Raw genomic sequence first — 26,701 nt, 5'->3', positions numbered from 1 at the left:
TGATAACCAGTCATCCCGGTCGAGAACACCGCCTCACCGAAAGTCTCCCCCACGGCCCCATAAGCACGGCCACGGAACACACGGCCGTCCTCCAGAACGAGTACAGCGAGCGGCGGCGGCCCCTCCCTCCCCCTCATCGATCCAGTCCGCAGACCATGCGCGCTCCCCGCTCGGGGACGCATTCCAATCGGAACTGCGCTGCCGTCCTGAGGATCGCCTTCTCCACGTCGCCGCTCGACCCCCCGCGGAACCGGAACCGGGCGCCCACGTGCTCGTACCCGCCCACGCGCGGGACCACCTGCCCCACGGCCGGCACCACCAAGGCGTAGGGGCCCTCGTCAGGGGTCGGCGGTTCGGGGAGTTCCCACGCCGTCACTCGGCAGGGGGCCGGAACGGGTGAGGGCACCAGCAGCCAGCCGGCCGTACGCCAGACGTCCGGTACCGGGAGTTCGGGGCGCCGGCCGAGCTGGACGGCGGCGGCGGCGCCGGCGAGGTCGACGCCGTGCACCTCCCGCCAGACGAACGGGATCTCCGCCCCGCCCACCCGGTACCCCGCCTCCAGGAACTGGATCGAGGGCGCGCCGTCGGCGGACGTACCGACGAACGCCTCCAGGTGGAAGACCCACGGCTCCGGGCCGAGCGCCCTCGCGACCCGCGAGGTGAACGCGCCCAGGGGAGAGAGGAGTTCGGGGTCGTCGACCTCTACCGATCCGAGCGCCTCGCCCTGGGTGAAGTCCACGCAGGTGTTGACGTACCGGGAGGCCCGCCAGGGGCCCAGTTCCCCGCCGGTCCACAGGCCGTCGATGTGGAAGATCGGGTCGGCGCAGAACTTCTGGACCAGGCGCGGTTCCGGGGGCGAGGTGCGCAGCAGCGGCAGGTCGGCCTCGGAGCCGAGCCGTACGACACCCCTGCTCGCCGTCCCCCGGCGCGGCTTGACCACGACCGGCCACCCGTGGCGTTCGGCGAAGGCCAGGACGGCGGCCTCGTCGGGGGCGTCCGCGAAGGCGGGGGCGGGTATGTCCGCGTCGGCGGTCACCTGGTTCATGGTGAGCTTGTCGCGGAAGCGGGCCAGGGGGCCGGAGGTCTGGCCCCCGCAGCTTAGCCGCTCACGGATCACGGCTGCGGTGTCGAGGTCGCCCTCGTTGAGGGCCACCACCCGCTCCGGGACACCGAAATGGGTTCGCAGCTCGGTCACCGCACGCCAGACGGCGTCGAGGTCGTCGGTGGCCGGGACGGTGCGGGCGGCTGCCGCGCCGCCGGGCACCGAGTCGAGCGCCAGTTCCGTGGTCACGTAGGTGACCCGGTGGGTGCGGTGATCGACGTACTCCTCGTAGTGGGCGTGCCGGTCACGCCAACGGTGGATGACGATGATGTGTCCACCGTTTTCGCTGTGTCCGCTCATACCTGATCGGCTCCGGCGGACGACATGTCCCGAACCCGGCCCACCGCGAAGGTCGCGGAGACCACGGCGGCCCGGGCCGAGCCGAGTGCGCCGCGCGCCGCGTCCAGGTCGCCGTCCGGGAGCTGGCCCACGATGTCGGTGGCGCAGTCGATCAGGTGCAGTGCGGCGCGGGCGAGGGGCTGCTCGCTGCTGTACCGGTCCTCGACCAGTCGGCGGGCGGTCTGCAGCTGGGCGACGGGGTCCGGCAGGGACCCCTCCGCCACGACGGGGCGAATGATCGTGTTCATGAGCGAGTCCATCCCAGGAGGCAGGAGGCAGGAGGCAGGAGGCAGGAGGAGAGAGCGGGGTGGGGAGAAGGGAGGGCTGGGCGGCCGGGCCTCGGCGACAGGGCCCGGCCGCCCCGGCCTGATGCGCGCGACGGCGGGGCCGACCGTGCGCCCGCCCTCAGCTCGTCTTGAAGCGGATCCGGTCGTTCGTCGCCTTGCACTTGGCCACGGCGTCGTCCGCGTCGCGCCCGGAGGCGATGACGTACCCGGAGACGCAGTCCGCGACGGTCAGCAGCGGAGGTACGGTCTCGCCGACGCTCTTGCCGATCACGGCCGCCACCTCCGTGTCCGTGAACTCGTCCAGGTACGGGAGGAAGACGTACTGCTTCTCGTCCCTCGGGACCCGGCGGATCTCGTCGGCGGCGTCGTCGTCCGCCTCGATCGCGTCGACGGTGCCGGGCTCCGGCGTGAAGAAGCGGACCGCGGCTCCGCCCAGCGGCTCGGGCGAGGTCTGCGGGAGCTCGTCGATGCCGAGCGGGACCGTGAGGAACATCCGGTTCAGGTTGAGCCCGAAGGCGCGGCGGACCAGCTCGGGGGCGCCGCTGCCGGCCAGTCGGGCGTGTGATTCGAGGACGCGCGGGCCCTTCGGGGTGAGGACGAACTCGCTGTGCGAGGGCCCTTCGGTGAGGCCGACGGCGTCCAGCAACTTCGGCGTGAGATCGCGGAGTTCGGCGAGCCACGGGGTGGCGTACCGGCTGGGGGTGCTGACCTCCCACTCGACGTACCGCTCGTTCATGCGGTACTCGGAGTAGCCGATGGTGAGGTGGCGGCCGGCGTGGGAGAAGGAGTCGACGCTGACGACGGGGCCGTCCAGGTACTCCTCCGCGATGATCGTCGAGATGTCCGCCTCCCGGAGGGCCTGCCAGGCCTTCGCGGCGTCCTCGGGCCCGTCCACGGGGTGGATGTGCAGGCTGGCGACGCCGTCCACCGGCTTGACGATGATCCGGTCACCGGCCTCCGCCCGGAACGCGGCGATCTCCTCGGCGCTCCGGACCAGCCGGTAGCGGACCGGGCTGATCCCGTGCTCGTCCAGCAGTTGCCTGGTGAGCGCCTTGTCCTTGAGTGCGCGAGCGGTGAACTCGCTGACGCCGGGCAGGCCGAGGGCGTCCACGACGAAGCCGGTGGACTCTGCGGCCGGTTCGGTGGTGGTGAGGACGCGGTCGAACGGGCGCTCTGCGTGCAGCGGCTTCAGGAGTTCGAGGATGGCCGGTCCGTCGTCCAGGGGCCCGTGGATGATGCGCTCGCAGTGCTGGGCGACGGCCACGTCGTAGGCGCCCTCCTCGTGGACGAGGACGACGTCGATGCCGAGTTCCTTGGCTCCTGCGACCGGGGCCGGCCGGCCGCCGATGACTGCCACGCGGTACTTGCCCATGGGGTTCCCTTCGAAGTGGTACGTGGTATGTGCGGTGGACACAGGGAGAGTTGTCGTGCCGGTCAGGCGGCGTAGCAGCGACGGAGCCAGCGGGCCCTCGTGTTCGGGTGCGGCGTGAACGCCTTGCGGCGGTGCAGCACGCGGAGGTTGTCGAAGATCATGAAGTCGCCAGGCCGGAGGGTCAGGTCGGCCGACGGGATGTCGAGCAGGACCTCGCGCCAGTGCTCCAGCGCCTGTTGGGCGGCGAGGGTGAGTCCGGCCGTGGTGCCCCGGTCGTAGCGGGCACGGTGCCGGCCGTCCGGCCCGGACTCCAGGATCGGGGTCTTCACGAGCGGGCCGATGGTCGCCCCGTCGTTGGAGTCGGGTGCGCCGACCTCGAACTCCGGTGCGCTGAGCGCGGATCGGGTTTCCTCGTCGAGCCGTACGACGACGTCGTCGAGGGCCGCGATCTCGGTGGGGATGCGCTCCTCATTGCGTATGGCGAAGAAGGTGAGGTACGGCGGTGTGTAGAGCCGGGGGTCCGATCCGGGCGGGCCGAAGGGCTGGTGCGGGTTGTCGGAGTGCCAGAAGAACTCCGAGTCGGCCCCCCAGGAGCTGGTGGTTCCCGAGGCCGCCGGATTGGGCACCACATTGCGGATGAGCCGGCCGTCGTTCTCGTAACTCACCGCGAACGGCGTGCACCCGAGCAAGCGGATCAGGCCCAGGTGGATGGCGTTGGTCACGGCGAGTTCGCCCTCGTCGGCGAAGCCGCTGACCGGGGTGGCGGGGAAGTCCTGGGTGGGCAGGTTGGACAGGAGTAACGCGTGGGAGCCGGCGGCGGTGAACACCTGGCTGCCCTGGAGGATGTCACCGGGCAAGTGGCGTCGCAGTGCGTACGCGCCGATGGAGCCGAGGATGGCGTCGTCGAGGTCGGAGTCGAGGCTGGTCTCCGATACCCGGGCCGAGATCTCCTTGCGCAACAGGTCCCGGGCGCTGTCCTCGACTCGGTACCGGGCGAACTGGAGCAAGCTGGTCATCGTCTGTCTCCGTTAGGTCGGTTGCACGCCCTCGTCGCATCGCTCAGCGAGCCGGTGACGGGGCTGGCGCGTTCCAGTACGTGGCGGTGCGCCGGTTCCAGCGACGCGCCAGGGGGTCGTCGACGAGTCGGCTCAGCAGGCCGATGGGCGTCACGACGAGGTAGTAGGCGATGAGGAGCAGGAAGGTGCGCATGGGAGTCCGTTCCGTTTCTTGTGGCGGCGATGCGAGGAGCTCTCGGACCAAGGGCGGGAGGGACCCGAGGGGCTCAGTCGAGGGGGATCTCGTCGCGCCAGTCGGACGCTTCCTGCCAGGCGGGCTGGTCGCTCTTGTCCAGCAGGAAGTTGCCGAGCGCCAGCATGTCGATGTCGGTCCGCATGAAGCAGGTGTAGGCCTCCTGCGGGGAGTTGACGATCGGCTCGCCGCGTACGTTGAACGAGGTGTTGACCAGGACCGGGCAGCCGGTGAGGGACTTGAAGGCGGTCAGCAGCCGGTGGTAGGCCGGGTTGCTGTGGCCGGTGACCGTCTGCACGCGTGCCGAGTGGTCCACGTGGGTGACGGCGGGGATGGTGGAGCGCCGCACCTTCAGCAGGTCCAGCCCCGAGGCCCCGCCGTCCTGGGCCTCCAGCCGCTGGGCGGCGGCGACCTGGGAGACGACGAGCATGTACGGGCTCTCCTGCGGCAGGTCGAAGTAGTCCTTGGCGTCCTCCGCCAGGACGGCCGGCGCGAACGGGCGGAAGGACTCCCGGAACTTGATCTTGAGGTTCATCGCCGACTGCATGTCCGGGTTGCGCGGGTCCCCGATGATGGAGCGGGCGCCGAGTGCCCGGGGCCCGAACTCCATGCGCCCCTGGAACCAGCCGACGATCTTCCCCTGGGCCAGCCCGTCCGCGACCTGCGCGGCCAGCATGTCGCTGTCGAGCCGCCGGTACGGGATGGAGCGCGCGTCCAGGTAGGCGGCGATCTCCTCGTCGCCGTAGGCGGGCCCGAGCAGGGAGCCGCTCATCGCGTCGTGCCCCGTACGCACGTGGTCGCGGCGCGCGCCCCGCTCCATCGCGACGGCCTGGGCGGCGCCGAGGGCTCCCCCGGCGTCACCGGCGGCAGGCTGCACCCACACCTCGTCGAAGATCCCGGCGTCGATCACCTTGCCGTTGGCCACGCAGTTGAGGGCGACGCCGCCGGCCATGCAGAGCCGGGACTCCCCGGTACGCTCGCGCGCTGTCCGGGCGAGCCGGAGCACCGCCTCCTCCGTCACCGCCTGCACCGAAGCCGCGAGGTCGAACTCCCGCTCGGTGAGCGGGGTTTCGGAGGTGCGGCGCGGGCCGCCGAAGAGCTTCTCGAAGCCGCGTCCGGTCATCACCTGACCGCGCAGGTACGCGAAGTAGCGCATGTCCAGGCGGAAGGAGCCGTCGGGCTTGAGGTCGATGAGCTTCTCGCGGATGAGGTCGGCGTAGCGCGGCTTGCCGTAGGGCGCGAGGCCCATGAGCTTGTACTCGCCGGAGTCGACCTTGAAGCCGCAGAAGTAGGTGAAGGCGGAGTAGAGCAGACCGAGCGAGTGGGGGAAGCGGAGTTCGGCGACAGGTTCCAGGTCGGTGCCGCGGCCGTGCCAGAGGGTGGTCGTGGCCCATTCGCCGACGCCGTCGATGCAGAGCACGGCGGCGGACTCGTACGGGCTCGGGAAGAAGGCGGACACCGCGTGCGACTCGTGGTGGCGGCGTACGGAGAGGTCGGGCGCCCGGCCCCGGCCCAGCGCGGCGAGCTCGGCGCGCACGGTGCCGGCGGTGCGCAGCTTGCCGCCGCGGCCGAGCCAGGTGGGGAGCGTGTCGCGGAAGGAGGCGAAGCCGGTGGGTGCGGCGCCCGCGAAGGTCGCCAGCACCCGGCGGAACTTCAGCCGGGGGTCCTCGTAGTAGGCGACGGCGGAGACCGCGTCCAGACTCACGCCCTGTTCGTCGAGGCAGTACGCGACCGCGCGGGAGGGGAACGAGGGGTCGTGCCGCCGCCTGGTGAAACGTTCCTCTTGGGCAGCGGCCACGGGTACGCCGTCGGCGATCAGGGCGGCGGCGCTGTCGTGGTAGAAGGCGGAGACTCCGAGAATGAGGTCAGACACCGCTGGGTTCCTCCGGCTGGGATCGGATACGGGACGGGGGCAGACACCGGGACGGGGGCAGGTAGCGGGACAGGGGCGGACACCAGGACGGGGGCAGGTACCGGGCGGGCCTCTCGGGCCCAGCGTCCGGCCTCCAGGGCCTCACCTGCGACGGCCGGTGAAGCGGATGCGGCGGGCGGCGAGCCGTGCGCCGACGGTCCTCGGCGGGTTGAGCGAGCGGTAGCCCACGCGCACCCGGCTCCACACATCGGCCCGGGCACCGGGCCCCGGTGCGTCGGGCAGCGAGGCCAGCAGGGTGTCCACGGCGTCGGCGGCCCAGGCGGAGTGGCCGGTGGCCACGTTGTCGATGGTGTTGTGGATGTCCACGAAGCGGGTGCTGAAGCCGTACGCCTTCAGGGCGAGGCGCGCCCGCCGGTACGTGCCGCCGACGCCCGACAGCTCCATGGCCAGGTTCAGGCCGAGGACCTCCGGCAGGTAGGTCTGCGGAAAGCGGCCCACGCACAGCCAGTACACCGGGAGTTCGAGGGATTCCTCACGGAATCCGGGCCACTGGGCGAACGCGGCGGAGGCGGTCGGCGGCAGCTCCACCCCCATCTCCCTGAGTACGTCGCGGTAGATGAGCGGGTGGTTCAAGTGCGTTTCTCCGTTACCGAGTTCGTCCCAGTACGTCTCGAAGAGGGAGTGCCCGATCGCGGACGAGGCCTGCTCGTAGTCGGTGAACCCCTGGAGCCAGCTGCCGTCGATCAGGGTGAGCGGCGCCGTCTGTACGGTGTCGTCGACGACCGCCTCCTTCGAGGGCAGGGGTATCGCCGCGTTCTCCTCGAACTGAGCCCCGTGCTGGTCGTGCTGGGCCTGAAGCCAGGGACGGAGCCCCTCGTGGCCCCAGCGTTCGGGCAGCGGCATCGCCGTACGGTCCATGCCGTGCCCGGAGCGGGCGAGCCAGCCGGCGACGTACTCCATGGCCCAGGAGCGCAGGGCGGGGGTGTCGGTACGAGTCATCAGCAGGTGGTACGCCTCGCGCAGCCCGGACGGGGTGCGGCCCGGGGAGCGTGCGCCTGCCCGCAGGGCTCCGGCGACGGCGGCGAGGGGGTCTGCGGTGCGGGGCGGGGAGGGCTTCTGCGGCACACCAACGCCCCGTACGCCCTCCGGCTCCGGCGTTTCCACGGGCGTCACGGGCGTCGCGGGCATCACGGGCTTCACGGGAAGCGAGTCGATCCACCGGCGGATGACCGTCAGATCCTCCGGGGAGAAGACCCGGAACATCGGTCCGCGCTCGCCGACCAGTCCCCGTACCAGTGAACTGGCACCGGAACGACCGGGCTTGATCAGCCTGCTGCGCGCCAGGACGTCGAGCAGCGGGCCCGGGTCGGTCCGGCACTCCGCCAGCCAGCGGGCCAGGGGCTTGCCCTCCAGCAGGAACTGGTGGTGGTAGACCGCCCCTTCGCGCGAGCGCAGCCGCATCAGCTCGGCCATGTCGAACGCGGGGTCCCCTGCCGCCACCAGCTCCGCGTAGAGCGCGTCGGACCAGTCCCGGAGGCCGGCCAGCATCCAGCGGAAGCCGCAGCGCACGGCGTCGGCGCCCCGCTCACCTTCCCGCTCGGCATGCGCGTCCACGGCGGCGCGGCACCGCTCGACGGGTGAAGGCCCTTCGCCTTCACGCCTGACACCCGGATCGAGGGTCGCCCAGTCCACCTCCGTCGGCAGCACCTCCTGGACCAGCTCCAGCGCGGGCAGCAGTCCGACAGCCCTCCAGCACAGATCGGCGCCCAGGATCTCGCCCCGGAAGTCGTCGGGGCGCCGGCTCATGGCCAGGAGCAGCGCCGGGAGGCGGAATGCCCCGTCCGGGATGCGCTGGTCGCCGGTGAGCCGCGCGGCCGGTGCGGCGTTCTCGGCGAGCCGCAGCCGGCGCAGCAGTTCGAGGTAGGCGCTGCCCCGGGAGGCCGCCGGGTGGCCGGCGCCGACATCGGACGCGTACAGGGCGAGGATGCGCAGCACCAGGGGGTCGTCGGCGTCCCCGGGGGCGCTGAGCCATTGCAGCCACGCCCCGGAGAGGAGGCCGAGCGGGGCGCAGCCGAGGACCGCCCGCCGGACCAGCACCTCGCGGTGGCCTTCGGTGCCTTCTCCGTCACCGGCCAGGGTGAGGTAGCGCTCGCGCTCACCGGCCGCCCAGTCGGCGGCCTGCCGGACGAGGGCGTCGAGCGAGCCGTCACCGGTGTCCGGGGCGGGGCGGCGCAGCACGGTCCGCACCTCCTCGATGAACCGGCCTTCAGGAAGGGAGGCCTCCGGGTCCGTCGCGTACGCGTACACGGTCCGTGCGGAGCCGTCGTCCCCGGGCAGCCCCTGCGGACGGCCCGCTCCGTGCTCTGCGGACGGCGTGGCCGTGGCGGCTGCCTGTTGGCTGTGCATCGTTCCCCTCTCTCCGTCTCGTGCTCTCCGTCTGGGGCGGTCAGAACATGGGGTAGATGGAGGCGTCGTTCTTGGGCTTCCGCTTACGCCGGAACACTTTCGCGATGAGGTTGCGTACGAACGACATGGCTGAATAGCCCTCTCTTACGTAAAGGGAGTACGGGACCTGACCTGACCGGATCGGGGCCGGACCGTTCAGGAAAGCCCGAGGGATTCGGCGAGGAGGCCGGAGACGATTTCCGTACCGTGGTCGGTGAAATGCGCCCGGTCCACATAGAGCCAGTCGTCGTCCTTGACCGACTCGGCGACAACGGGGCTCAGGTCCAGGAAGCGGATGTCCTGTTCCTTGCAGGCGACCTGGAGTGCGTCGGCGTACCGCCGGCCGGTCTCCAGCGTGGCGATGTCGCCGTACAGCTCCCAGAAGTTGGAGATCCCGTCGAGCTCGCCGAAGATCGCCCTCTCCTCGGACGGGCCGGACTCCCGCACCCAGGTCGCCAGCGGCTGCAGTACGTAGGTGATGCGGGCGCCGGCCGGCCCGGCCAGCAGGCGGAGCGCGGCGAGGTGGCGCGCGGTCAGGTCGACGGCGTACGCGATCCGGTCCGCGAGCGGAGGCACCACGTGGCTGTCGTCACCCACCGCGCCGGGCCGGCGGCCGAAGCCCCGCTTGGGCTTGCGGTGGGAGGCGCGCAGCTCCTCCATGCTGTCGAAGTACTCGCCGCAGTTGAAGAACCCGCCGTGGTCGCCGCGCTGGGCGTCGGGCAGCCGACTGAGCGCCAGGTCGTTCAGCCCGGAGAACACGACGATCTCTTCGACCTCGGGGACGAGCTCCCGGTGCATCAGGAACAGCAGCAGTTCCTGCATCGAGTTGTGGCTGCGGCCCGCGAAGTTGAGCCAGGGGACGGAGGGCGCGTACCGGGTCCAGAGACGCGACGCCATGGTGGCGGTGTCGGCGGTCGCCCCGATCCCGAACGGCGTGGAGCTGCCGGCGAGCAGCCGGACGGGGCCTCCGGGCGGATTCGCCACCGAGCCCTTCCCGGTGGCGCTGTGGGAGATCCTGAATCCCAGCCGGTCGGTGTTTATCGTCGCGGAGCGGTAGTCCGCCCGGTGGAAATACATCAGATAGGGCAGGTAGCGGGTCTCCGCACGGTCGTCGAAGTCGTCGTACCGCAGCATCTGGGGGGTCAGGAGTTCGCGCTGGGATTTCACGGGCAGAACGCTCCTCGATTCAGGGCTCGCTCTTGCGGCGGGCGTCTCTCGGCGCCGTACGTGACGAGCTTTGTCGGTCGGCGGCCATGACTGAAGGGGACCCTGGGGTGTGGAACGCGCAGTGCGGGTTCCCGAAGGGCGGACAGAGGATGACGGATCAGCCGAAACGACCCGCTTGTGGTGCTCGAGGTGAAGGCGGACGGCGGGTACTCGGGGGCCGCGGTGGGTGCCGGGGGGCGTCGGTGCCCGGGGGCCGAGGGGCCCGTGGCTTCGGCCGCGTGGCCGGGGTTCGACGTAGCCCGCAGGATCCGTGGATCAGCACGGGTACCCACTGGGTAGGGTCGGGGCCGGGAATCGGGGGTCCGCACCTCGATCTGGCTGTGGGCGCCCTGGGGCGCCAAGCGTGTGCGCGGCATCCTGCCGCTGCTGCGCGAGGCGGCCGAACGCGGCGTGCGCGTGACCGTGTTCATCCGCGACGACACGGACCAGAACCAGCAACGTGCGCTCAACCGAAGCCTCATCGCCAGAACAAGCCCGTCTGGGCCGCCATGCCCTTCGGCGGGAACCACCGGGCGATCTTCCAGCCCGACGGCGACCTGGTCATCCACCACGGCGACGACCGCGCGATCTGGGCCTCGATGACCCACGATTCCCGAGGTGCCCAGATGGCCCTCCGCCCCGACGCCGAGGTGGTCATCGTGCACAGCGGCAGGGCGCTCTGGTCGACCTGCCGAAGGACGCGCCGCCAGCCGTGAGTACACGCCCGCCAGCGGTGGCGCCCCGGCCCGCGGGGCGAGGCCGAGGTGGGCGGACTCGAGGTGCACCCACAAGGGCGACAGGCGGCCGATGCGGTGTCGGGCGACAGCACGTGCGGTAGGCATCGCTCCATGACTGTGAACCCGATCGACCTGCAGAAGTGCCTCAGTGGCATGGACTACCCCGCCGACAAGGAGGCCGTTCTGGCTCAGGCCAAGAAGAACGGCGCCGACGAAGAGATCACGAAAGCTCTCAAGGCGCTTCCCGACCAGGAGTACGACTCACCTGCGGCCGTCAACAAGGCGGTAGCACAGGGCACTTGAGCCCGGACGCCCTAGGTTCGGCGATCCGGCTGCCGAGCGCCGCACCGGGGCCGTCGGATTCCGCGAGCCGGGCCCTGCCGCCACCCGGCCGGCAGGGCCCGGCTCGTACGGTCGGGGCTCTCGAACGCCTGGAGGAGAACGCCTTCGCGGATGACCCAGGGGCAGATTGGCAGATGCATTCGGCCGACGCGGACGTTTGGCCGACGCGGACGGGGACACCGTGATGAGCCTGACCGTCTCGCGCTCGAGCAGGCCGCTCGAGAAGCGCGGTCCCGGCCCGACCGGTTTCCGCCTCCGGTGGAGGGAACTGTCACTCCGCTCCACCGACCGACTTCCCCTCGGAAAGAGACACACATGGACGACGTCAAACCCCTCGCCCTCGTCACCGGCGCCTCCAGCGGCATCGGCTTCGAACTCGCCAAGCAGCTGGCCGAGCGCGGCTACGATCTCGTCGTCAACGCCGAGGACGACGCACGGCTCCGGCAGGCGGCCCAGGAGATTCGCGCGGCCGGAGCCCGAGTGGAAGCGGTCCGGGCCGATCTGCGCGTCCCCGAAGAGACCGATGCCCTCTTCACGGCGGCCACGACGCTTGGCCGGCCACTCGACGTCGTCGTCCTGAATGCCGGTGTGGGGCGGGGCGGCGCGTTCACGGACACCGACCTGGCGGACGAGCTGGAGATCGTGGACCTCAACGTCCGTTCGACGGTGCACCTGGCCAAACTCGTCGTACGGGACATGGCCGTACGCGACACAGGCCATGTCCTCGTCACGTCTTCGGTCGCCTCGATGGCGCCCGGCTCCTTCCAGGCGGTCTACAACGCCTCGAAGTCGTTCCTCCAGTCGTTTACCGAGGCCCTGCAGAATGAGCTCAAGGACACCGGCGTCACCCTGGCCTCGCTGATGCCGGGGCCGACCGAGACCGACTTCTTCCGTCGCGCCGACATGGACGACACGAAGATCGGCCGACAGGACAAGGACGACCCGGCCCACGTGGCACGGCAGGGTCTCGACGCCCTCTTCTCCGGGAAGGGCAAAGCCGTCGCCGGCTCCCTCAGAACCAAGGCGCAGGGGCTGGCCGCCAAGGTTCTGCCCGACAGCGCCAAGGCCCAGGCCCACCGCACGGTGGCCGAACCGGGATCGGGCGAGCGCGACGGGACCGACTGAGTACCGGGCAGGCCGGGCGTCGGCGACGCCCCGCCCTGCCTCCCCCGCGCTTGCGGCCGGTCCCGCCCCGGTTCACCCGTTGTTCGGCTCGAGCTGCCGGATGCGCCCGTCGAGTTCGCGCTGGTAGAAGTCGATGAAACCGTCGGGGTCGGGCCCCGCGTTCTGCATGACCAGCCTGTCGAAGCCCGCGTCGACGAACTGCTGCGCCACCTCGGCGTACCGCGCGGGGTCCGCGCCGCAGGCGAACTTCTCCAGGATGTCCTCCTCGCGCACGGTAGTGGTCGCGGCGTCGAAGTTGACCGGGTTGGGCAGCTCGCTCATCACCTTCCACCCGGTCAGCGCCCATCGCGAGGTCTCCAGAGCGGCTTGCGCGGCGGTGTGCGCGTCGGGGGCCCAGGCCATCGGGACCTCGGCGTAGCGCGGGCCGGTGCCCCCGGCGTCACGGTAGTGCTGGACGATCTCCGGCTTGTCCTCCGTGGCGAAGAGTCCGTCGCCCAGTTCGGCGGCGATGCGTGTCGACGCCCGGCCGCTGGCGGCCACCGCGATCAGAGGCGGTTCCTGGGGCAGGTCGAAGACCCGGGCGTCCCGCAGTTGCAGGTACTTCCCCTCGTACGACCGGTAGCCGCCGCTCCACAGCAGCCGGATGATCTCCAGGGCTTCCTTGAGCATGTCGTGGCGGGTGCTGACGGCGTCGGGGAAGCCGACACCGACGACGTGCTCGTTGAGCCGCTCCCCCGAACCGACGCCCAGGACGAAACGGCCCTCCGACAGCAGGGCGAGGGTCGCGGCCGCCTGGGCGATGACGGCGGGGTGATAGCGCACGGTGGGACACGTCACGCCGGTCGCCAGGCCGATCCGTGAGGTCTCGGCGGCGATGCTTCCCAGCACGGTCCAGGCGAACGGTGAATGTCCCTGGTTGTCGAGCCAGGGGTGGTAGTGATCGCTGATCTCCACGAAGTCGAATCCCGCCTGTTCGGCGAGAACGGCCTGCCTGACCAGCTCCGCCGGGCCGAACGCCTCGGCGGCCAGCTTGTATCCCACCTGCATGTGAGCCTCGTTCCGCATGGGTGATGGTTGTCTTGCTCGCACAGGGGTACCCCTCGACCCCGGGGCGTAACGCCTATCTCGGGCACACCGACCATTTCGAAGGTGCCCGCGTTTCGTAGCCGCTCATCGGTGTACTCGTACGGGACGGCGGGACCCCCGCCGAACGCCGACGAGACGATGTCACCGGAGGTACTCATGACGACCACGGTCAAAGCCATGCTCGACACCCACCCCGCCGGCCTGGGCGGTGTCGACCGCGAGAAGCTCGCCCGCTGTATCGAGGAGTGCCTCGCCTGCGCCCAGACGTGTACGGCGTGCGCGGACGCCTGTCTGTCGGAGGAGATGGTCGCCGGCCTCACCCGGTGCATCCGTACCGACTTGGACTGCGCCGACATCTGCCGGACGACCGCCGCCGTCCTCTCGCGGCGTACGGGGTACGAAGCCGACGTCACCCGGGCGCTCCTGCGGGCATGTGCCGCCGTCTGCAAGGCCTGCGCCGACGAGTGCGCCTCCCATGCCGGCACGCACGAACACTGCCGGATCTGCGCCGAGGCGTGCCGGCGCTGCGAGCAGGCGTGCGAAGACCTTCTCGCGTCCCTGGGCTGACCCGAGCGGGAGGCCGGTAGCGGGGGGCACGGAAGAAGAGCGAGCAGGACAGGGCAGGAGATTCCATGGCCAGCACGAAAGTGTCCGACCACATCCTCCAGCGGCTGCGCGAGTGGGGCGTGGACCACGTCTTCGCCTACTCCGGCGACGGCATCAACGGCCTGCTGGCGGCCTGGGGGCGGGCCGGGAACAATCCGAAGTTCATCCAGGCGCGCCACGAGGAGATGGCCGCCTTCCAGGCCGTGGGATACGCCAAGTTCTCCGGCAAGGTGGGGGTGTGCGCGGCCACGTCGGGGCCGGGCGCGATCCACCTGCTCAACGGCCTGTACGACGCCAAGCTGGACCACGTTCCCGTGGTGGCGCTGGTGGGGCAGACCAACCGCAGCGCCATGGGCGGCTCGTACCAGCAGGAAGTGGACCTGCAGAACCTCTTCAAGGACGTCGCCTCGGATTTCTGCGAGACGGCGACGGTGCCGGAGCAGCTGCCGAACCTGATCGACCGGGCGATGCGCACCGCGTACGCCAAGCGCACCGTGACCGCGGTCATCCTGCCCGCCGACGTCCAGGAGCTGGACTACACCCCGCCGACGCACGCGTTCAAGATGGTCCCCTCCAGTCTGGGTCTGAGCCGCTACGCCCCGGTGCCCGGCGACGAGGACCTCCAGCGCGCCGCCGACGTGCTGAACGCCGGGGAGAAGGTCGCCGTCCTGATCGGGCAGGGGGCCCGCGGCGCCCGGGACGAGGTGGAGCGCCTGGCGGACGTGCTGGGCGCCGGGGTGGCGAAGGCCCTGCTGGGCAAGGACGCCCTCCCCGACGACCTGCCGTACGTGACCGGCTCCATCGGGCTGCTGGGCACCCGCCCTTCGTACGACCTGATGCAGGGGTGCGACACCCTGCTGGTGATCGGCTCCAGCTTCCCGTACGCGCAGTTCCTGCCCGAGCTGGACCAGGCGCGGGCGGTCCAGATCGACATCGACCCGCACATGATCGGTCTGCGCTACCCCTTCGAGGTGAACCTCGTGGGCGACGCGCGCGAGACCTTGCAGCGGCTGCTGCCTCGTCTGCACCGCAAGGAGAGCCGCGCCTGGCGGCGCGAGGTCGAGGAGAACGTGGAGCGCTGGTGGGAGGTCATGCAGCGCCGCGCCGCCGTGGACGCCGACCCGATCAACCCGGAGTACGTCGTCCACGCCCTGGACGGCAAGCTGCCCGACGACGTCATCCTCACCGCGGACTCCGGTTCGGCGGCCAACTGGTACGCCCGCCACCTGCGTCTGCGCGGCCGGATGCGCGGTTCCCTGTCCGGCACCCTGGCGACGATGGGACCGGGTGTCCCGTACGCCATCGGCGCCAAGTTCGCCCACCCCGACCGGCCCGCCATCGCCCTGGTCGGCGACGGCGCCATGCAGATGAACGGCATGATGGAGATGGTGACCGCGGCCAAGTACCACCACGAGTGGTCCGATCCGCGGCTGATCGTCGCCGTGCTGAACAACGGCGACCTCAACCAGGTCACCTGGGAGATGCGGGCCATGTCGGGGGCCCCGCAGTTCGAGGAGTCCCAGCACATCCCGGACCTGCCCTACGCGGAGATCGCCAAGCAGATGGGGCTGGACGGCGTACGGGTGGAGAAGCCCAAGCAGGTCGAGGCCGCGTGGGACCGGGCCCTGGCCTCAGACCGCCCCTTCGTCATCGACTTCCGGACGGACCCTGCCGTCCCGCCCATCCCGCCCCACGCGTCGCTGGATCAGATCGCGGCAGCGGCGTCCGCGGTCCTGCAGGGCGACAGCGACCGCGGTTCCATGGTCAAGCAGGGCCTCAAGGCGAAGGTGCAGGAGATGCTGCCGGGCAGTCGGCACCGCTCCGACCGGCCCTGAAGGCACCCGCGATGCGTCCCCGCGTGGAGGCCATGGTGTGTCTCCGCCCTTCTCGCTCGGGGGATCGAAGGGCCGTCACCGCTTCGTCCGCGATGGTGCTCACCCGGCCGGAAGGGCCAGGAGGGCCCGGCATTCACGGTCGACCTGCTGAGCCTCCCCGGTGGGTACCACGATGACCGGGACCAGCGCCCCTGGCTCACTGACGATTTCCGGACGTTCGGCTACGAGCGCCCGCAGGCCCCCCGTGAGGCCGAGCGTGGCCAGGCCGGCGCACACCTCCTCGCGCACCTCGGGCTGGTCCTCGCCGATCTCCCCGGTGAAGACCAGGGCGTCGAGCCGGTCGAGGGAGGCGGCCATCCCCGCGATGCCACGACGGCAATGATGGGCGAAGACGTCCAGGGCGAGTGCGGCACGCCCGTCCCCGGCCGCCCGGCTGCGGACGAGGTCGCGGGTGTCGTCCGAGGTTCCGGAGAGGGCCAGCAGTCCGGACTCGTGGTTCAGCGCGTCCTCGATGTCGTCGGCGGACAGACCGTGCCGGGTCTGCAGCCAGGTGACAGCGCCGGGATCGATGCTGCCGCTGCGGTGGGCCATCACCAGCCCCTCCAGCGGCGTGAATCCCATCGTCGTGTCGACGCTGTGCCCCTCCCGCACCGCGCAGGCGGAGCAGCCGCCACCGAGGTGCGCTATCACCAGATGGAGCTGTCCGAAGCTGCGGCCGAGGAGTTCGGCAGCCCGTTTCGCCGCCCAGGCGTAGGACAGGCCGTGGAAGCCGTAGCGGCGTAGCCCGTACTCCTCGCGCCACGCGGCGGGCACCGCGTACTCCCGTGCGGCGGCGGGCAGGTCGGCGTGGAAGACGGTGTCGAAACAGGCGATGTGCGGGACGTCGGGCAGCAGCTCGCGGGCGGCGTCCAGAACCGTGAGGGCGGGCGGGACGTGCAACGGCGCGAGATCGACCACCTGGTCCAGGCGGGCGCGCACGTCGTCGTCGACCAGGGTGTGGCTGCGCAGTTCCGGTCCGCCGTGGACGAGGCGATGGCCGACGGCCACCGGCGCGGGCGCCTCGGCCAGCACCTGCCGCAGCGCGCCCGGGGCGCCCTCGCCGGGCGGAGAGTCGCTGCGGTGTTCGGCGAGGACCTCGCCGCCGTCACCGAAGACGGTCAGCCGCAGGCTCGACGATCCCCCGTCGGCCACCAGGACCGGGCTGTCGCTCTGTGCGCACACGTTGATCCCTTCCTCCGGCCCGGAAGCCGCGAGAGAGGCCACAGCCCTGGAGAGGGCGCCGGCATGCCGCGCACCGAGTACCCGTCCGGCCCGGCGGGAAACGACGAGATGCGCGAGCGGCCGCTTCCCCGGCCAGGGACGGAAGGACCTGCGCGAAGGGGCGTTGCACCCGCGAAGGTCCTTCCGGTCCATGTGCGCCGGGCTACGGCGGCGCGTCCGTGAGGAGGTCCGTCGCGACGCCCATGTGCAGCCGACGGGTGTGGTCGACCGTCCGTACCGGCCCGGTCAGCGTGACGCGGGCCGTGAGGCGCGTGTCGGTGCTCGACGCGCTCAGGCGCAGTTCGAGATCGCCCGGCTCGACGATCCGGTGGCCGTCGCGGCCCGTGAAGGACGCGAGGTCCGCCGGGACCGTCGCCCGTACCCTTGCCGCCCGTCCGGGGTCCAGGTCGAGGCGTACGTATCCGATGAGGCGCTGCACCGGCTGGACCACCGAGGCGACCGGGTCGTGCAGATATACCTGGACCACTTCGGTCCCCGCCCGCGCACCGGTGTTGCGGACGGTGCAGGAGAGCGTGAACTCCCCCTCCGTGGACGCCCGTCCGTGCTCCACGACGAGGTCACTCCACTCGAAGGCGGTGTACGTCAGTCCGTGCCCGAACCCGAACGCCGGGGTCGGATCGACACTGGACACCTCGCTGGAGTGGCCCAGCCGTGCCGCCAGGTAGGTGGAGGGCTGGGATCCCGGGTGTCGCGGCACACTGACGGGCAGCCGGCCGGACGGTTCGGTGCGACCGCCGAGCACCGAGGCGATGGCCTTCGTCCCTTCCTCGCCGGGGAAGAACGACTGCACGACCGCGGCCGCCTCATCGACCGCACGCCCGAGGGCGTAGGGGCGTCCGGCGAGCAGGACGACGACGACGGGGGTGCCCGCGTCGAGGAGGGCGTCGAGCAGTTGCTGCTGGACGCCGGGGAGTGCCAGGTTCTCCGCGTCGCAGCCCTCCCCGCTCGTACCGCGCCCGAAGAGACCGGCCCGGTCGCCGAGTGCGACGATCACGAGGTCGGCGCTGCGGGCCAGTTCGACGGCCTCGCCGAACCCGCCGGTGTCCGGGCCGTCGATGTCCGCACCCCGCGCGGTGAGGATCTCGCTGTCGGGGAACTCCGCCGCGCACGCTTCGCGCAGGGTGGGCAGTTCGATGCCGAGCGGACTGTCGGGGTGCTGGCCCCCGACGTGGACGGGAAAGGCGTAGCAGCCGAGGACGGCCGTCGGGGTGTCGGCGTTGGGCCCGATGAGTGCGATACGGGCCGGGGCTCCGGCGGCCGCGTCCGCCGTCATGGGCAGGGTGCCGTCGTTGCGCAGGAGCACGACGGCCTGTTCGGCGACGCGGCGGGCGAGCGCGCGGTTCTCGTCGGTGTCGAGACGGAGGGTCCCGCGCAGCGCCTGCGAGTTCCCGCCCGTGGAGGCGTCCGTGGAACCGCCTGCGGAGCCGTCCTCACCCGCGGCTCCGGCGAGGACCGGCGGCACCGGCCCCCAGTCCGCGTCCAGCAGCCCCAACTGGGCTTTCTGGACGAGCACTCGGCGTACCGCACGGTCCACCAACGCCTCGGGTACGAGGCCCTCGGCGATCGCGTCCGTCAGGGGGCCGCCGAAGGTCTTGACGGTCGGCAGTTCCACGTCCACGCCCGCACCGAGTGCGGCGCCGGCCGCCTCCCCGAAGGTCCCCGCCACGCCGTGCAGCGTCTTCAGGAACGCGATGCCGAAGTAGTCCGCGACCACCGTCCCCTCGAAGCCCCAGGTGTCGCGGAGCAGACCGGTCAGCAGCGGCCCGTCGGCCGCGGAGGGGATTCCGTCGGTGTCGGTGTAGGCGTGCATGACGGACCGTACGCCGCTTTCGCGTACTGCCATCTCGAACGGGGGCAGGATGACGTCGGCCCGCTCCCGCGCGCCCATGCCGACGGGGGCGAGGTTGCGGCCCGCCCGTGAGGCGGAGTACCCGGCGAAGTGCTTGAGCGTGGCGACGACCCCGGCCGACTCCAGTCCCCGCACATAGGCGGTGGCGACCGTTCCCACCAGGTACGGGTCCTCGCCGATGGTCTCCTCGACGCGGCCCCAGCGTGCGTCGCGTACGACGTCGAGGACGGGGGCGAGCCCCTGGTGCACGCCGACGGAGCGCATGTCGCGGCCGATCGCGGCGGCCATCTCCCGGACCAGTTCCGGATGGAACGTGGCGCCCCAGGACAGCGGCACCGGGTAGGCGGTCGCACCCCAGGTGGCGAAGCCCGCGAGGCATTCCTCGTGGGCGAGCGCCGGTATGCCGAATCGGTTCGCCCCGGCGATGCGCTCCTGGGTGCGCGAGAGCGAGAGCGCCCCCACGGCCGGGTCGACCGGGGCCGTTCCGAACGGGCGGGTCAGCTGGCCGAGGCCGTACGGAAGAAGGTCGTCGAGGGCGACGGCCTCCTCCATGTCGTGCTGGAACGGCGCGACTTCGTCGCCGTCGTCGGACGCACCCACCCAGACGCCGAAGAGCTGGGAGACCTTCTCCTGGAGCGTCATGGCGGCGATCAGGGCATCGGCCCTGGCCTCGGGAGCGAGGGTGGGATCGTGCCAGGGCCCGGTGCGGTGGTCCGGGGCGCCGGGCGCCGGCACCCGGGAGTCGGTGGCCTCGGCGGGTGTCTGTACGCCGGCGTTGTCGATGTCGGCGGTCCCTTTGTCCATGTCGGCGGTCGCTCCGTCGATGCCGGCGGTCGCTCCGTCGATGTTGGCGGTCGCTCCGTCGATGTTGGCGGTCATTTTCCTCCCACTCCCATCAGCCCCTGTACCAGGGCGCGTCGTGCGAACAGGTAGACGATCAGGATGGGCAGCATGGACAGGACGACTGCGGCGAGCAGGCCGGGGGTGTTCACTCCGTGTTCCGTCTGGAAGTCGTAGAGCCCCAAAGTGATCACCTTGGCCTCCGCCGACTGCGTCAGAACGAGGGGGAAGAGGAAGCCGTTCCACGCCTGGAGGGCGGAGAAGACGACGATCGTCGAGACCCCGCTCTTGGACAGCGGCAGCACCAGCTGGAAGAAGACCCGCCGGGACGAGGCACCGTCCATCGTCATCGCCTCGTACAGATCGGGGGTGATGTCCCGCATCACCCCCGTCAGGATCAGGGCGCACACCGGCATGGCGAAGGCTGCCGTCGGCAGGATGACGCCGGTGAGGTTGTCGTAGAGACCGGCCTCGCTGATGACGAAGAACATCGGCACGATGACCGCCTGCGAGGGGATCGCCAGGCCCAGGAGGAACAGCCGGAAGACCGTGGTGGTGGCGCGGCCCCGGCTCCTGACGATGGTGTAAGCCAGCGGCGGGACGAGAAGCACGACGATGCCCACCACGCACACGGTGACGATGACCGTGTTGAGGAAGTACTGCGCGAAGCCGCTGTTGAGGTCGTCGAGGTAGTTGTCGAGCGTGAAGCGCTCGGGGAAGGCCAGCGGGCCGTTCGCCGCGTAGTCGGGGCGCGACTGGAACGTGGCGACGAGCATCACGTACAGCGGCAGCCCCACCACGAGGAGCCAGACCAGCGAGCCGAAACCGGCGAGGTAGTTGGGACGGCTCTTGCTCACAGTCCCTCCATGGTGCTGCGCATCTTGTCGTAGCCCGAGAGCCGCACCACGATCAGCGAGATGACCGTGGAGACGAGGACCAGGAGGAGGGCGATGGTGGACGCCGCCCCGTAGTCGAAGCTCTTGAACGCCTTCTGGTACATGTAGTACGCGCTGATGGTGGTGTCGCTTCCCGGTCCGCCCTGGGTCAGGATGAGCACGGTGTCGAAGGTCGTGAGGCCGCCCACCACCATCAGGATCATCGAGGTGATGATCGAGTTGCGCAGCTGCGGCAGCGTGATGTGGAAGAACTGCCGCACCCTGCCCGCGCCGTCGATCTGCGCCGCCTGGTAGAGGACCGGCGGCACCGCGCGCGCAGCGCCCTGGTAGATCAGCGTGTGCAGTGGGGTGAACTGCCAGGTGCTGACGAAGACCAGGACGCCGATCGCACTGGACTGCACCCCGAACAGATTGCCGTCGCCGAACAGCCAGGTGGCCTGCGCGGGGACACCGAGGTTGGGGTCGAGGACGGCGCGCCACAGCACGGACACGGCCGCGATGGACAGCAGCATCGGGACGAAGTAGATGGCGGACAGGACGGCCCGGTTGCGCTGGTGCCCCGCCGCCCAGACCCCGAGCAGAATGCTCAGCGGGGTCTGGACGACGACCCCGAGCACGGTGAGCAGGACGCTCAGCCAGAGGCTCTTGATCATGACGGGGTCGTCGAGGAGTTGCTTCCAGTTGTCGAGGCCGGCGAATTCCGGGTCGCTCAGACCGTCCCAGCTGGCGAAGGAGAGTACGGCGACCATGATGAGCGGGACGATGGCGAAGAGGCCGAAGAAGACGGCGGCGGGGGCCGCCCAGAGGAATCCCGGGCGGCCCGCTCCGGTGCCGGACGGGCCGGGCTTGTTAACCGTCTCGCCGTCCGCGGAGGGTGGTGCGGTTCGGGTCATGTCAGGTGTTCCGAGTCCGGATTTCCGTGCGCTCACGAGGTCGGCAGCGCCTGCATGGCCTCGATGAAGGCGTCCTCGTCCATCGAGCCGTTGAAGAACTGCTGGAGGGACTGGTACATCGCGGTGGCCGCCGACTGGGGATACGCCTGGTCCCAGGAGAGCTGGAACGCCGGGGCCGCCTTGACCATGTCGTACTGGAACTTCGCGAACGCGGGGCTGGCGGCGGTGTCCAGGAAGCCTTCGGTGTTCGTCGTGGTCGGCAGGTTGCCGATGCCGAGCTGCGCCTTGACGAACTGGTCCGAGTACATGAGCTTCAGGAACTCGGCGGCGGCCTGCGGGTGCTTCGTCTTCTTCAGCACGGAGTAGAAGTTGTTGGTGTTGCCGACGAGGTTCGCCTGGTCGCCCCTGCCGCCTTCGACGGAGGGGAAGGCGCTGTACCCGAGGTCGCTCTTCGCGAACTCGGGGTGCGCGTCCTGCTGCGTCGAGTACGCCCACGAGCCCATCAGCTCGAAGCCGGCCCTGCCGGTCGCCAGGAGCGTGGGGGAGCCCTGATCGGTGAACTTCACCGAGTCGTAGTTGGTGCCGAAGGCCCCGGCATCCACCAGTTCCCTGATCTTGCCGAGTGCCTTCCGGCTGTCCGGGCTCGCCCAGGCGTCCTTGTCGCCTTCCAGGGCCTTCTGGAAGAGCTCCGGGCCGGCTATGCGGTCGTACAGGTACTCGAACCACATCAGGGTCGGCCACCGGTCGCCCCCGCCCAGCGCGATCGGGGTGACGCCGTCGGCCTTCAGCGCCTTGACCGCCGCCAGCAGGTCGTTCCAGGTCTTCGGGGGTTCGACGCCCGCCTTCTTGAGGACCTTGCCGTTGTTGAACAGCAGCACGGGCTGCGTTCCGCGCATGGGGACCCCGTAGGACGTGCCGTCGACCACCGCGCTGTTGAACACGGACGGCAGGAACTTCGTCTTGAGGTCCGGGTCCTCGGCGATGAAGGGGTCCAGCGGGAGCAGCAGTCCGGCGTCCACGAACGGCTTGATGCTGCCGCCGCCCCAGTTGAAGAAGACGTCCGGCGCCTGCTTGCTGTTGATGATCGTCTGCAGTTTGGCCTGGTAGTCGGCGCCCGGGATCGTGTCCAGGACCGCCTTCACCTTCGATGTCTTGTTGAAGGTGGCGACGAGCTCCTTCTCCACCTTGTTCGCCGCGTCCCCGTAGACCAGGACGTGGATGGTGTCGCCGCCGGCCGCATCGGAGTCTCCCCCGCACCCGGACAGGGAGAGCACCAGGGCCAGCGCGGCACCACCGACGACAACGGTCCGAGAGAACCGTGCGCGTTCTTTCATCGACTCACCCTTCGAAATTTTTTCGGTACGACTACCGAAACTTGTTGAGTCGGGACGCTAGAACCCCTCCCCTAGGGGGTCAACCCTCGGTCGACGCGTTACCAAAGCGTTACGCCTGGGCGGCAGTCGTCCCGTGCTTTATGCTCCTCGCCATGCGCGATGACGAGAAAGTGGGCCGCATCACCCTGGCTCAGGTAGCCGAGCGGGCCGGCGTCTCCATTTCGACAGTTTCGAAGGTCCTCAACGGACGGCAGGACGTGGCGACCCCCACGAGGCTCAAGGTGGAGCGCCTGCTGGAAGCCCATGCGTACCGGCGCACCACACGGTCGGCCAGCGAGGCGCCGCTCATCGAGATCGTGTTCCACGAGCTGGAGAGCATCTGGGCGATGGAGCTGATCCGGGGAGTGGAGAACGTCGCCAAGGCCCACGGCGCGGGGGTCGTCCTCACCGAAAGCGGAACCCGCCACTCGCCCGGCCCGGACTGGATGGAGGCGATGCTCCAGCGTCGGCCGCTCGGTGTCGTCCTGGTCTTCTCCACCTTGCCCAGCGAAGTGAAACAGCAGCTCAGAGCACGTTCGATCCCGTTCGTCATCATCGACCCGGCAGGCGACCCCGACCCGGACGTGCCCTCGGTCGGCTCGGCCAACTGGAATGGCGGACTGGCCGCCACCCGCCATCTCATCGAGTGCGGGCACCGGCGCATCGGGGTCATCACCGGCCCCGAGGACATGCTCTGCTCCCGCGCCAGGCTCGACGGCTACCGGTCCGCGATGACCATGGCAGGGCTGGAGGTGGACCCCGGGCTCATCCTGTTCGGCGACTTCCACGTGGAGGGCGGATACGACCGCGCCACCGAGATGCTGTCCCGCCCCCAGCGGCCCACCGCGATCTTCGCGGGCAGCGACCTCCAGGCACTCGGCGTACTGGAGGCCGCCCGGGTGCACGGCCTGCGCGTCCCCCACGATCTCTCGGTGGTCGGCTACGACGACGTGTCCATCGCCCGCTGGGCCAGCCCGGCACTGACCACGGTCCACCAGCCGCTGCGCCAGATGGCGGAGGAGGCCGCGCAGATGCTGATGCGGCTGCGGGCCCAGGAACCGGTGTCCACGCGGCTGGAACTGGCCACGAGCCTGGTCGTACGCAAGAGCACGGCGCCGCCGCCCGAGAACTGAGCACCCTTTGGGGCAACACGCCTCCTACGGACAGGCGCTCAGGAGCCTGCACCAGGCAAGCAGCCCGCTGCGGCAGCAGTCGCGTCTCGTCTGACACCAGTGGCACCGAAGGTGCGACCGCCCCCCGATGAGGCGGTCGCTGAGGGCCCGATGTCCCTCCAACTCTGTCCGAAGCGTCCCTCCAGCAGGATGAGGGCGGAGTTGTCGTCCGCCGTGTCCAGCAGCTCGCGGACCAGGGCCTCGTCGATCATCACGTATGCCCTCGCCTGTTCTCGGTCTCCGCTGTCCGCGCGGCCCGGTCCGCCCAGCGCGGCGGACCGTCGTGACGCGGCTCAGCAGCCCGTACCCATAGCCCTGCGGACGGCCTATCCGGTGTGGTCCAGTGTGGTCCATCAGTGCGACGCCAGAGCCGAGGGCCGCCGCATCCCTTGTCAGTTCGCCCCCGAATGAAGATCGCACGTTGGACCATGCGGCAGCGCGATCGTCGGGCGAGGGTCTACAGCAGCCCAGAACGGGCACTCCTCCCTTACACGCGTGCGGCGATGCCTCAGCGTCGGCCTGGACGGGAGAATCGTCGGCGGTTCGGCGTCGCGCGCGCGGTGGGGGCGTCCGCGGCGTGGAGGCTTTTCCTGCTCTGGGACGACTGGAACGTTGACAACTGGTCGTTGGTTCAGCCACGCCGAGGCATGACTGGGCGCCCCGGAGAGGGGGACGACGTCGCCCCTCGACCGTGAGGCCGCCCCTTGTACGAAGCCAGGACCGATCTCGCAACCCGCGCATACCGGAGGTTTCCGTCATGGATCAGGACGTAGGCAAGAAGGGCACTCTCCTGTCGAGGATGGGGGAAGCCTTTCGGCGAGTGAACAAGGCCTACTCGCCGCCGGGCGAGCATCCGCTCGCCGGGCATCTTGGTGCCCTGGCCGCTTTCGGCGCGTACACCGCCGCCTGGGGCGTCGTCGTAGGCGTGCGGCGGGCTGCACTACCGGACCGCCACCAACCGCTGGATCTTCTGGTGACAGCAGCCGCAGTGTTCCGACTCGGTCGACTGCTCAGCAAGGGTTCCGTCACCAGCCCGCTCCGGGCGCCGTTCACGCGGTACGAGGGGTCGGCAGGACCCGCCGAAGTGCAGGAAAGTCCTCGCGGGGGCCTCGTCAGGTCAACCGTGGGTGAGCTCGCCACCTGTCCGTTCTGCGTCAGCGTCTGGCTGACGACTACCTTCACCGGCGCTCATCTGCTGTGGCCCCGTGCCACACGTACCGTCACAGGAGGCATCACCGCCTTGGCGGTGGCTGACACCATGCAGTTGGGGTACGACTGCCTACTGCAGAAGAACAGCGGCTGAGTCGGACCGTTCGTGTCCGCATTGGCGGCACACCTGTTCCGGCCAGGCGGGCTAGGCAACATGCCCCTGGTGGCGGCGGTTCCAGGCGAGACCGGACAAAGACGATGCCGGTCTGCAAGGCCCGCTGCCGGTACGTCGGGTGCCCGGTGCCCCAGGGATGTGGCTGCGGCCGAGGACCAGGACGTCCCGGTCCCGGTGCCAGGGTGGCGCACCGTGCTGCCCGCCGGAGGGCCGCCCCCGTCTCGTGGACGACACCGAACCGCAGGCCCCCCAGCCGGACGCGGTGTCTGCGCGATCCGGGTGAGAGCTTGTCGGTACGCCCGAAGAGTCCTGCCCGCGCTGTGCCTGTTCTGCGGCCGTGTGCCGGGCTGTTTCACGTCCGGTGAGGTTGATCCCGGCCGGTTTCCCAGGGGCTCTGGTGGGTTAAACGGGGGTGCATGGATACCTCTGGGACACGGGACAGGCTGGCGTGTGCTCTCCGTACGGTCCGGCCGTCCGATGCGGGGCCGGGGCGCGTCCTGGCTGCGATGGACCGCGTCGAGCATTCCGAGCGGGCGGACCCGCTGGTCGACGCGGTGCGAAGTGCGGTGAGGGCGCTGCCCCTGGGCCGGGGGCGGGATGTTCTGCACGGCCGGTGGCTGGGGCATCCCGTGCATCCCTTGATGGTGCAGCTGCCCCTGGGCAGCTGGATGTCCGCCGCGGTCCTGGACTTGGTTCCGGGCCAGCAGCGGGCGGCCCGAGCACTGGTGGGGGTCGGGCTGGCGGCCGCGCTTCCCGCGGCGGCGGCCGGCTGGACGGACTGGGCGGAGCTGCGGCGTCCGCAGATGCGCGTCGGGCTGGTGCACGCCGCGTCCAACGCGGCAGGTGTGGCTCTCTATGCGGTCTCCTTCGCCGCCCGCACCCGCGGCCGGTTCGCCCGCGGCCGGCTGTGGGGGCTGGCCGGACTCGCCGCGGTGAGCATCGGCGGCGCCATCGGCGGCCACATGGCCTTCCGGCAGGCGTCGGGCGCCAATCATGCCGAGCAGTTCGAGGACCTGGCCGGCTCCGGCTGGCACGCGATCGGGGACGTGGCCGACTTCCCCGTCGGCGCACCGGTGCGCCATCACGTGGGCGATGAGCCGGTCGTCGTCGTACACGAGCCGACCGGGGCGATTCACGTGCTGGCCGAGCGGTGCAGCCACATGGGCGGCCCGCTCTCGGAGGGCGATCTGATCGACGGCTGTATCCGCTGTCCGTGGCACGGCAGCACCTTCCGCCTTTCGGACGGCTGGAACACGACCGGTCCGGCCACCGCAGCCCAGCCGGCCTTCGAGACCCGCATCAACGGCTCCCTCTTGGAGGCCCGCCTCAGGCGTCTCGGCGAGGCTGATGCCTCCAGGACCGCCACTGCCACGGAAGACGGGCGGTAGACCGGTGTCGCGTGTGGCATCGAGCGACAGCGGGGCCCCGCAGGGTGGGTGCCGATCGCGAACCTTCTGGGTCAGGCGGGAT

Annotated in this window: 22 protein-coding genes and 2 pseudogenes; 8 read left to right on the top strand and 16 right to left on the bottom strand. The window is 70.5% G+C overall.

Translation table 11 applies throughout. The features are described from left to right. From ABZ154_RS02160 to ABZ154_RS02120, 9 genes are all read right to left on the bottom strand, one after another. Nucleotides 1–137, bottom strand: a 137-nt coding sequence (locus ABZ154_RS02160) for a carbamoyl-phosphate synthase domain-containing protein (protein ID WP_356828186.1), incomplete at its 3' end; no start/stop codon positions are given. Continuing rightward, nucleotides 134–1,402 carry a biotin carboxylase gene (locus ABZ154_RS02155; protein ID WP_356828170.1) on the bottom strand — a complete coding sequence of 423 codons (1,269 nt, stop codon included), beginning with the start codon at nucleotides 1,400–1,402 and terminating at the stop codon, nucleotides 134–136. The genes ABZ154_RS02160 and ABZ154_RS02155, both read right to left, overlap by 4 nt. Continuing rightward, a complete protein-coding gene (locus ABZ154_RS02150) occupies nucleotides 1,399–1,689 on the bottom strand; it encodes a hypothetical protein (protein WP_356828168.1) in 291 nt (96 codons plus the stop codon). The genes ABZ154_RS02155 and ABZ154_RS02150 overlap by 4 nt, the downstream gene beginning before the upstream one ends. A gap of 157 nt (nucleotides 1,690–1,846) precedes the next feature. Beyond that, nucleotides 1,847–3,100: an ATP-grasp domain-containing protein gene (locus tag ABZ154_RS02145; RefSeq protein ID WP_356828185.1), complete on the bottom strand. Its 1,254-nt coding sequence runs from the start codon at nucleotides 3,098–3,100 to the stop codon at nucleotides 1,847–1,849. A 62-nt stretch (nucleotides 3,101–3,162) separates the two neighbouring features. Beyond that, nucleotides 3,163–4,116, bottom strand: a complete 954-nt coding sequence (locus tag ABZ154_RS02140) for a TauD/TfdA family dioxygenase (RefSeq protein ID WP_356828166.1) — start codon at nucleotides 4,114–4,116, stop codon at nucleotides 3,163–3,165. A 43-nt stretch (nucleotides 4,117–4,159) separates the two neighbouring features. Continuing rightward, entirely contained in the window at nucleotides 4,160–4,309 is a 150-nt protein-coding gene (locus ABZ154_RS02135) for a hypothetical protein (protein WP_356828164.1), read from the bottom strand. Nucleotides 4,310–4,382: 73 nt separating this feature from the next. Then, the gene (locus ABZ154_RS02130; protein WP_356828162.1) at nucleotides 4,383–6,221 is read right to left on the bottom strand and encodes a carbamoyltransferase; all 1,839 of its coding nucleotides are present in this window, start codon (nucleotides 6,219–6,221) and stop codon (nucleotides 4,383–4,385) included. 141 nt (nucleotides 6,222–6,362) lie between these two features. Then, nucleotides 6,363–8,627, bottom strand: a complete 2,265-nt coding sequence (locus tag ABZ154_RS02125) for an iron-containing redox enzyme family protein (protein WP_356828160.1) — start codon at nucleotides 8,625–8,627, stop codon at nucleotides 6,363–6,365. Nucleotides 8,628–8,822: 195 nt separating this feature from the next. After that, nucleotides 8,823–9,833: an Inducer of phenazine A gene (locus ABZ154_RS02120; RefSeq protein ID WP_356828158.1), complete on the bottom strand. Its 1,011-nt coding sequence runs from the start codon at nucleotides 9,831–9,833 to the stop codon at nucleotides 8,823–8,825. A gap of 518 nt (nucleotides 9,834–10,351) precedes the next feature. Between ABZ154_RS02120 and ABZ154_RS02115 the strand changes: the two are divergent. The 3 genes and pseudogenes from ABZ154_RS02115 to ABZ154_RS02105 form a co-directional block, all read left to right on the top strand. Then, nucleotides 10,352–10,588, top strand: a pseudogene (locus ABZ154_RS02115) (hypothetical protein); the annotation flags it as partial. Between the two features lie 132 nt (nucleotides 10,589–10,720). Then, nucleotides 10,721–10,912, top strand: coding sequence for a DUF2795 domain-containing protein (locus tag ABZ154_RS02110; RefSeq protein ID WP_356828156.1), 192 nt, complete (start codon nucleotides 10,721–10,723; stop codon nucleotides 10,910–10,912). A gap of 354 nt (nucleotides 10,913–11,266) precedes the next feature. Further along, entirely contained in the window at nucleotides 11,267–12,076 is an 810-nt protein-coding gene (locus tag ABZ154_RS02105; protein WP_356828154.1) for an SDR family NAD(P)-dependent oxidoreductase, read from the top strand. A 72-nt stretch (nucleotides 12,077–12,148) separates the two neighbouring features. Here the strand turns inward: ABZ154_RS02105 and ABZ154_RS02100 are convergent, their stop codons facing one another. Then, entirely contained in the window at nucleotides 12,149–13,123 is a 975-nt protein-coding gene (locus ABZ154_RS02100) for a TIGR03557 family F420-dependent LLM class oxidoreductase (RefSeq protein WP_356828152.1), read from the bottom strand. Nucleotides 13,124–13,318: 195 nt separating this feature from the next. Here ABZ154_RS02100 and ABZ154_RS02095 point away from each other — a divergent pair, with 195 nt between their 5' ends. Continuing rightward, nucleotides 13,319–13,729, top strand: coding sequence for a four-helix bundle copper-binding protein (locus ABZ154_RS02095; RefSeq protein WP_356828150.1), 411 nt, complete (start codon nucleotides 13,319–13,321; stop codon nucleotides 13,727–13,729). 65 nt (nucleotides 13,730–13,794) lie between these two features. Next, nucleotides 13,795–15,603, top strand: coding sequence for a thiamine pyrophosphate-requiring protein (locus tag ABZ154_RS02090; protein ID WP_356828148.1), 1,809 nt, complete (start codon nucleotides 13,795–13,797; stop codon nucleotides 15,601–15,603). Between the two features lie 99 nt (nucleotides 15,604–15,702). Here the strand turns inward: ABZ154_RS02090 and ABZ154_RS02085 are convergent, their stop codons facing one another. From ABZ154_RS02085 to ABZ154_RS02065, 5 genes are all read right to left on the bottom strand, one after another. Continuing rightward, entirely contained in the window at nucleotides 15,703–16,824 is a 1,122-nt protein-coding gene (locus ABZ154_RS02085) for an acetate/propionate family kinase (RefSeq protein ID WP_356828146.1), read from the bottom strand. A gap of 202 nt (nucleotides 16,825–17,026) precedes the next feature. Then, nucleotides 17,027–19,375, bottom strand: coding sequence for a glycoside hydrolase family 3 N-terminal domain-containing protein (locus ABZ154_RS02080; RefSeq protein WP_356828183.1), 2,349 nt, complete (start codon nucleotides 19,373–19,375; stop codon nucleotides 17,027–17,029). Nucleotides 19,376–19,608: 233 nt separating this feature from the next. Continuing rightward, nucleotides 19,609–20,430: a carbohydrate ABC transporter permease gene (locus ABZ154_RS02075; RefSeq protein ID WP_356828145.1), complete on the bottom strand. Its 822-nt coding sequence runs from the start codon at nucleotides 20,428–20,430 to the stop codon at nucleotides 19,609–19,611. Further along, entirely contained in the window at nucleotides 20,427–21,362 is a 936-nt protein-coding gene (locus ABZ154_RS02070) for a sugar ABC transporter permease (RefSeq protein ID WP_356828143.1), read from the bottom strand. The genes ABZ154_RS02075 and ABZ154_RS02070 overlap by 4 nt, the downstream gene beginning before the upstream one ends. Nucleotides 21,363–21,394: 32 nt before the next feature. Next, complete coding sequence (locus ABZ154_RS02065) at nucleotides 21,395–22,696, bottom strand: extracellular solute-binding protein (RefSeq protein ID WP_356828141.1); 1,302 nt, start codon at nucleotides 22,694–22,696, stop codon at nucleotides 21,395–21,397. Between the two features lie 140 nt (nucleotides 22,697–22,836). Here ABZ154_RS02065 and ABZ154_RS02060 point away from each other — a divergent pair, with 140 nt between their 5' ends. Next, nucleotides 22,837–23,868, top strand: coding sequence for a LacI family DNA-binding transcriptional regulator (locus ABZ154_RS02060; RefSeq protein WP_356828139.1), 1,032 nt, complete (start codon nucleotides 22,837–22,839; stop codon nucleotides 23,866–23,868). A gap of 796 nt (nucleotides 23,869–24,664) precedes the next feature. Beyond that, nucleotides 24,665–25,210, top strand: coding sequence for a DUF1360 domain-containing protein (locus tag ABZ154_RS02055; RefSeq protein WP_356828137.1), 546 nt, complete (start codon nucleotides 24,665–24,667; stop codon nucleotides 25,208–25,210). 153 nt (nucleotides 25,211–25,363) lie between these two features. Here the strand turns inward: ABZ154_RS02055 and ABZ154_RS02050 are convergent. Next, a pseudogene (locus ABZ154_RS02050) lies at nucleotides 25,364–25,484 on the bottom strand (YfcE family phosphodiesterase); the annotation flags it as partial. A 253-nt stretch (nucleotides 25,485–25,737) separates the two neighbouring features. Here ABZ154_RS02050 and ABZ154_RS02045 point away from each other — a divergent pair. Next, on the top strand, nucleotides 25,738–26,619 hold the full coding sequence (locus tag ABZ154_RS02045; RefSeq protein WP_356828135.1) for a Rieske (2Fe-2S) protein: 882 nt from the start codon (nucleotides 25,738–25,740) through the stop codon (nucleotides 26,617–26,619). Nucleotides 26,620–26,701 lie beyond the last annotated feature (82 nt).

Source organism: Streptomyces sp. NPDC006261 (assembly GCF_040613515.1).
GTDB lineage: Bacteria > Actinomycetota > Actinomycetes > Streptomycetales > Streptomycetaceae > Streptomyces.
The sequence above is the reverse complement of the archived record's forward strand: the minus strand, read 5'-3'. Positions and strand labels throughout refer to the sequence as shown.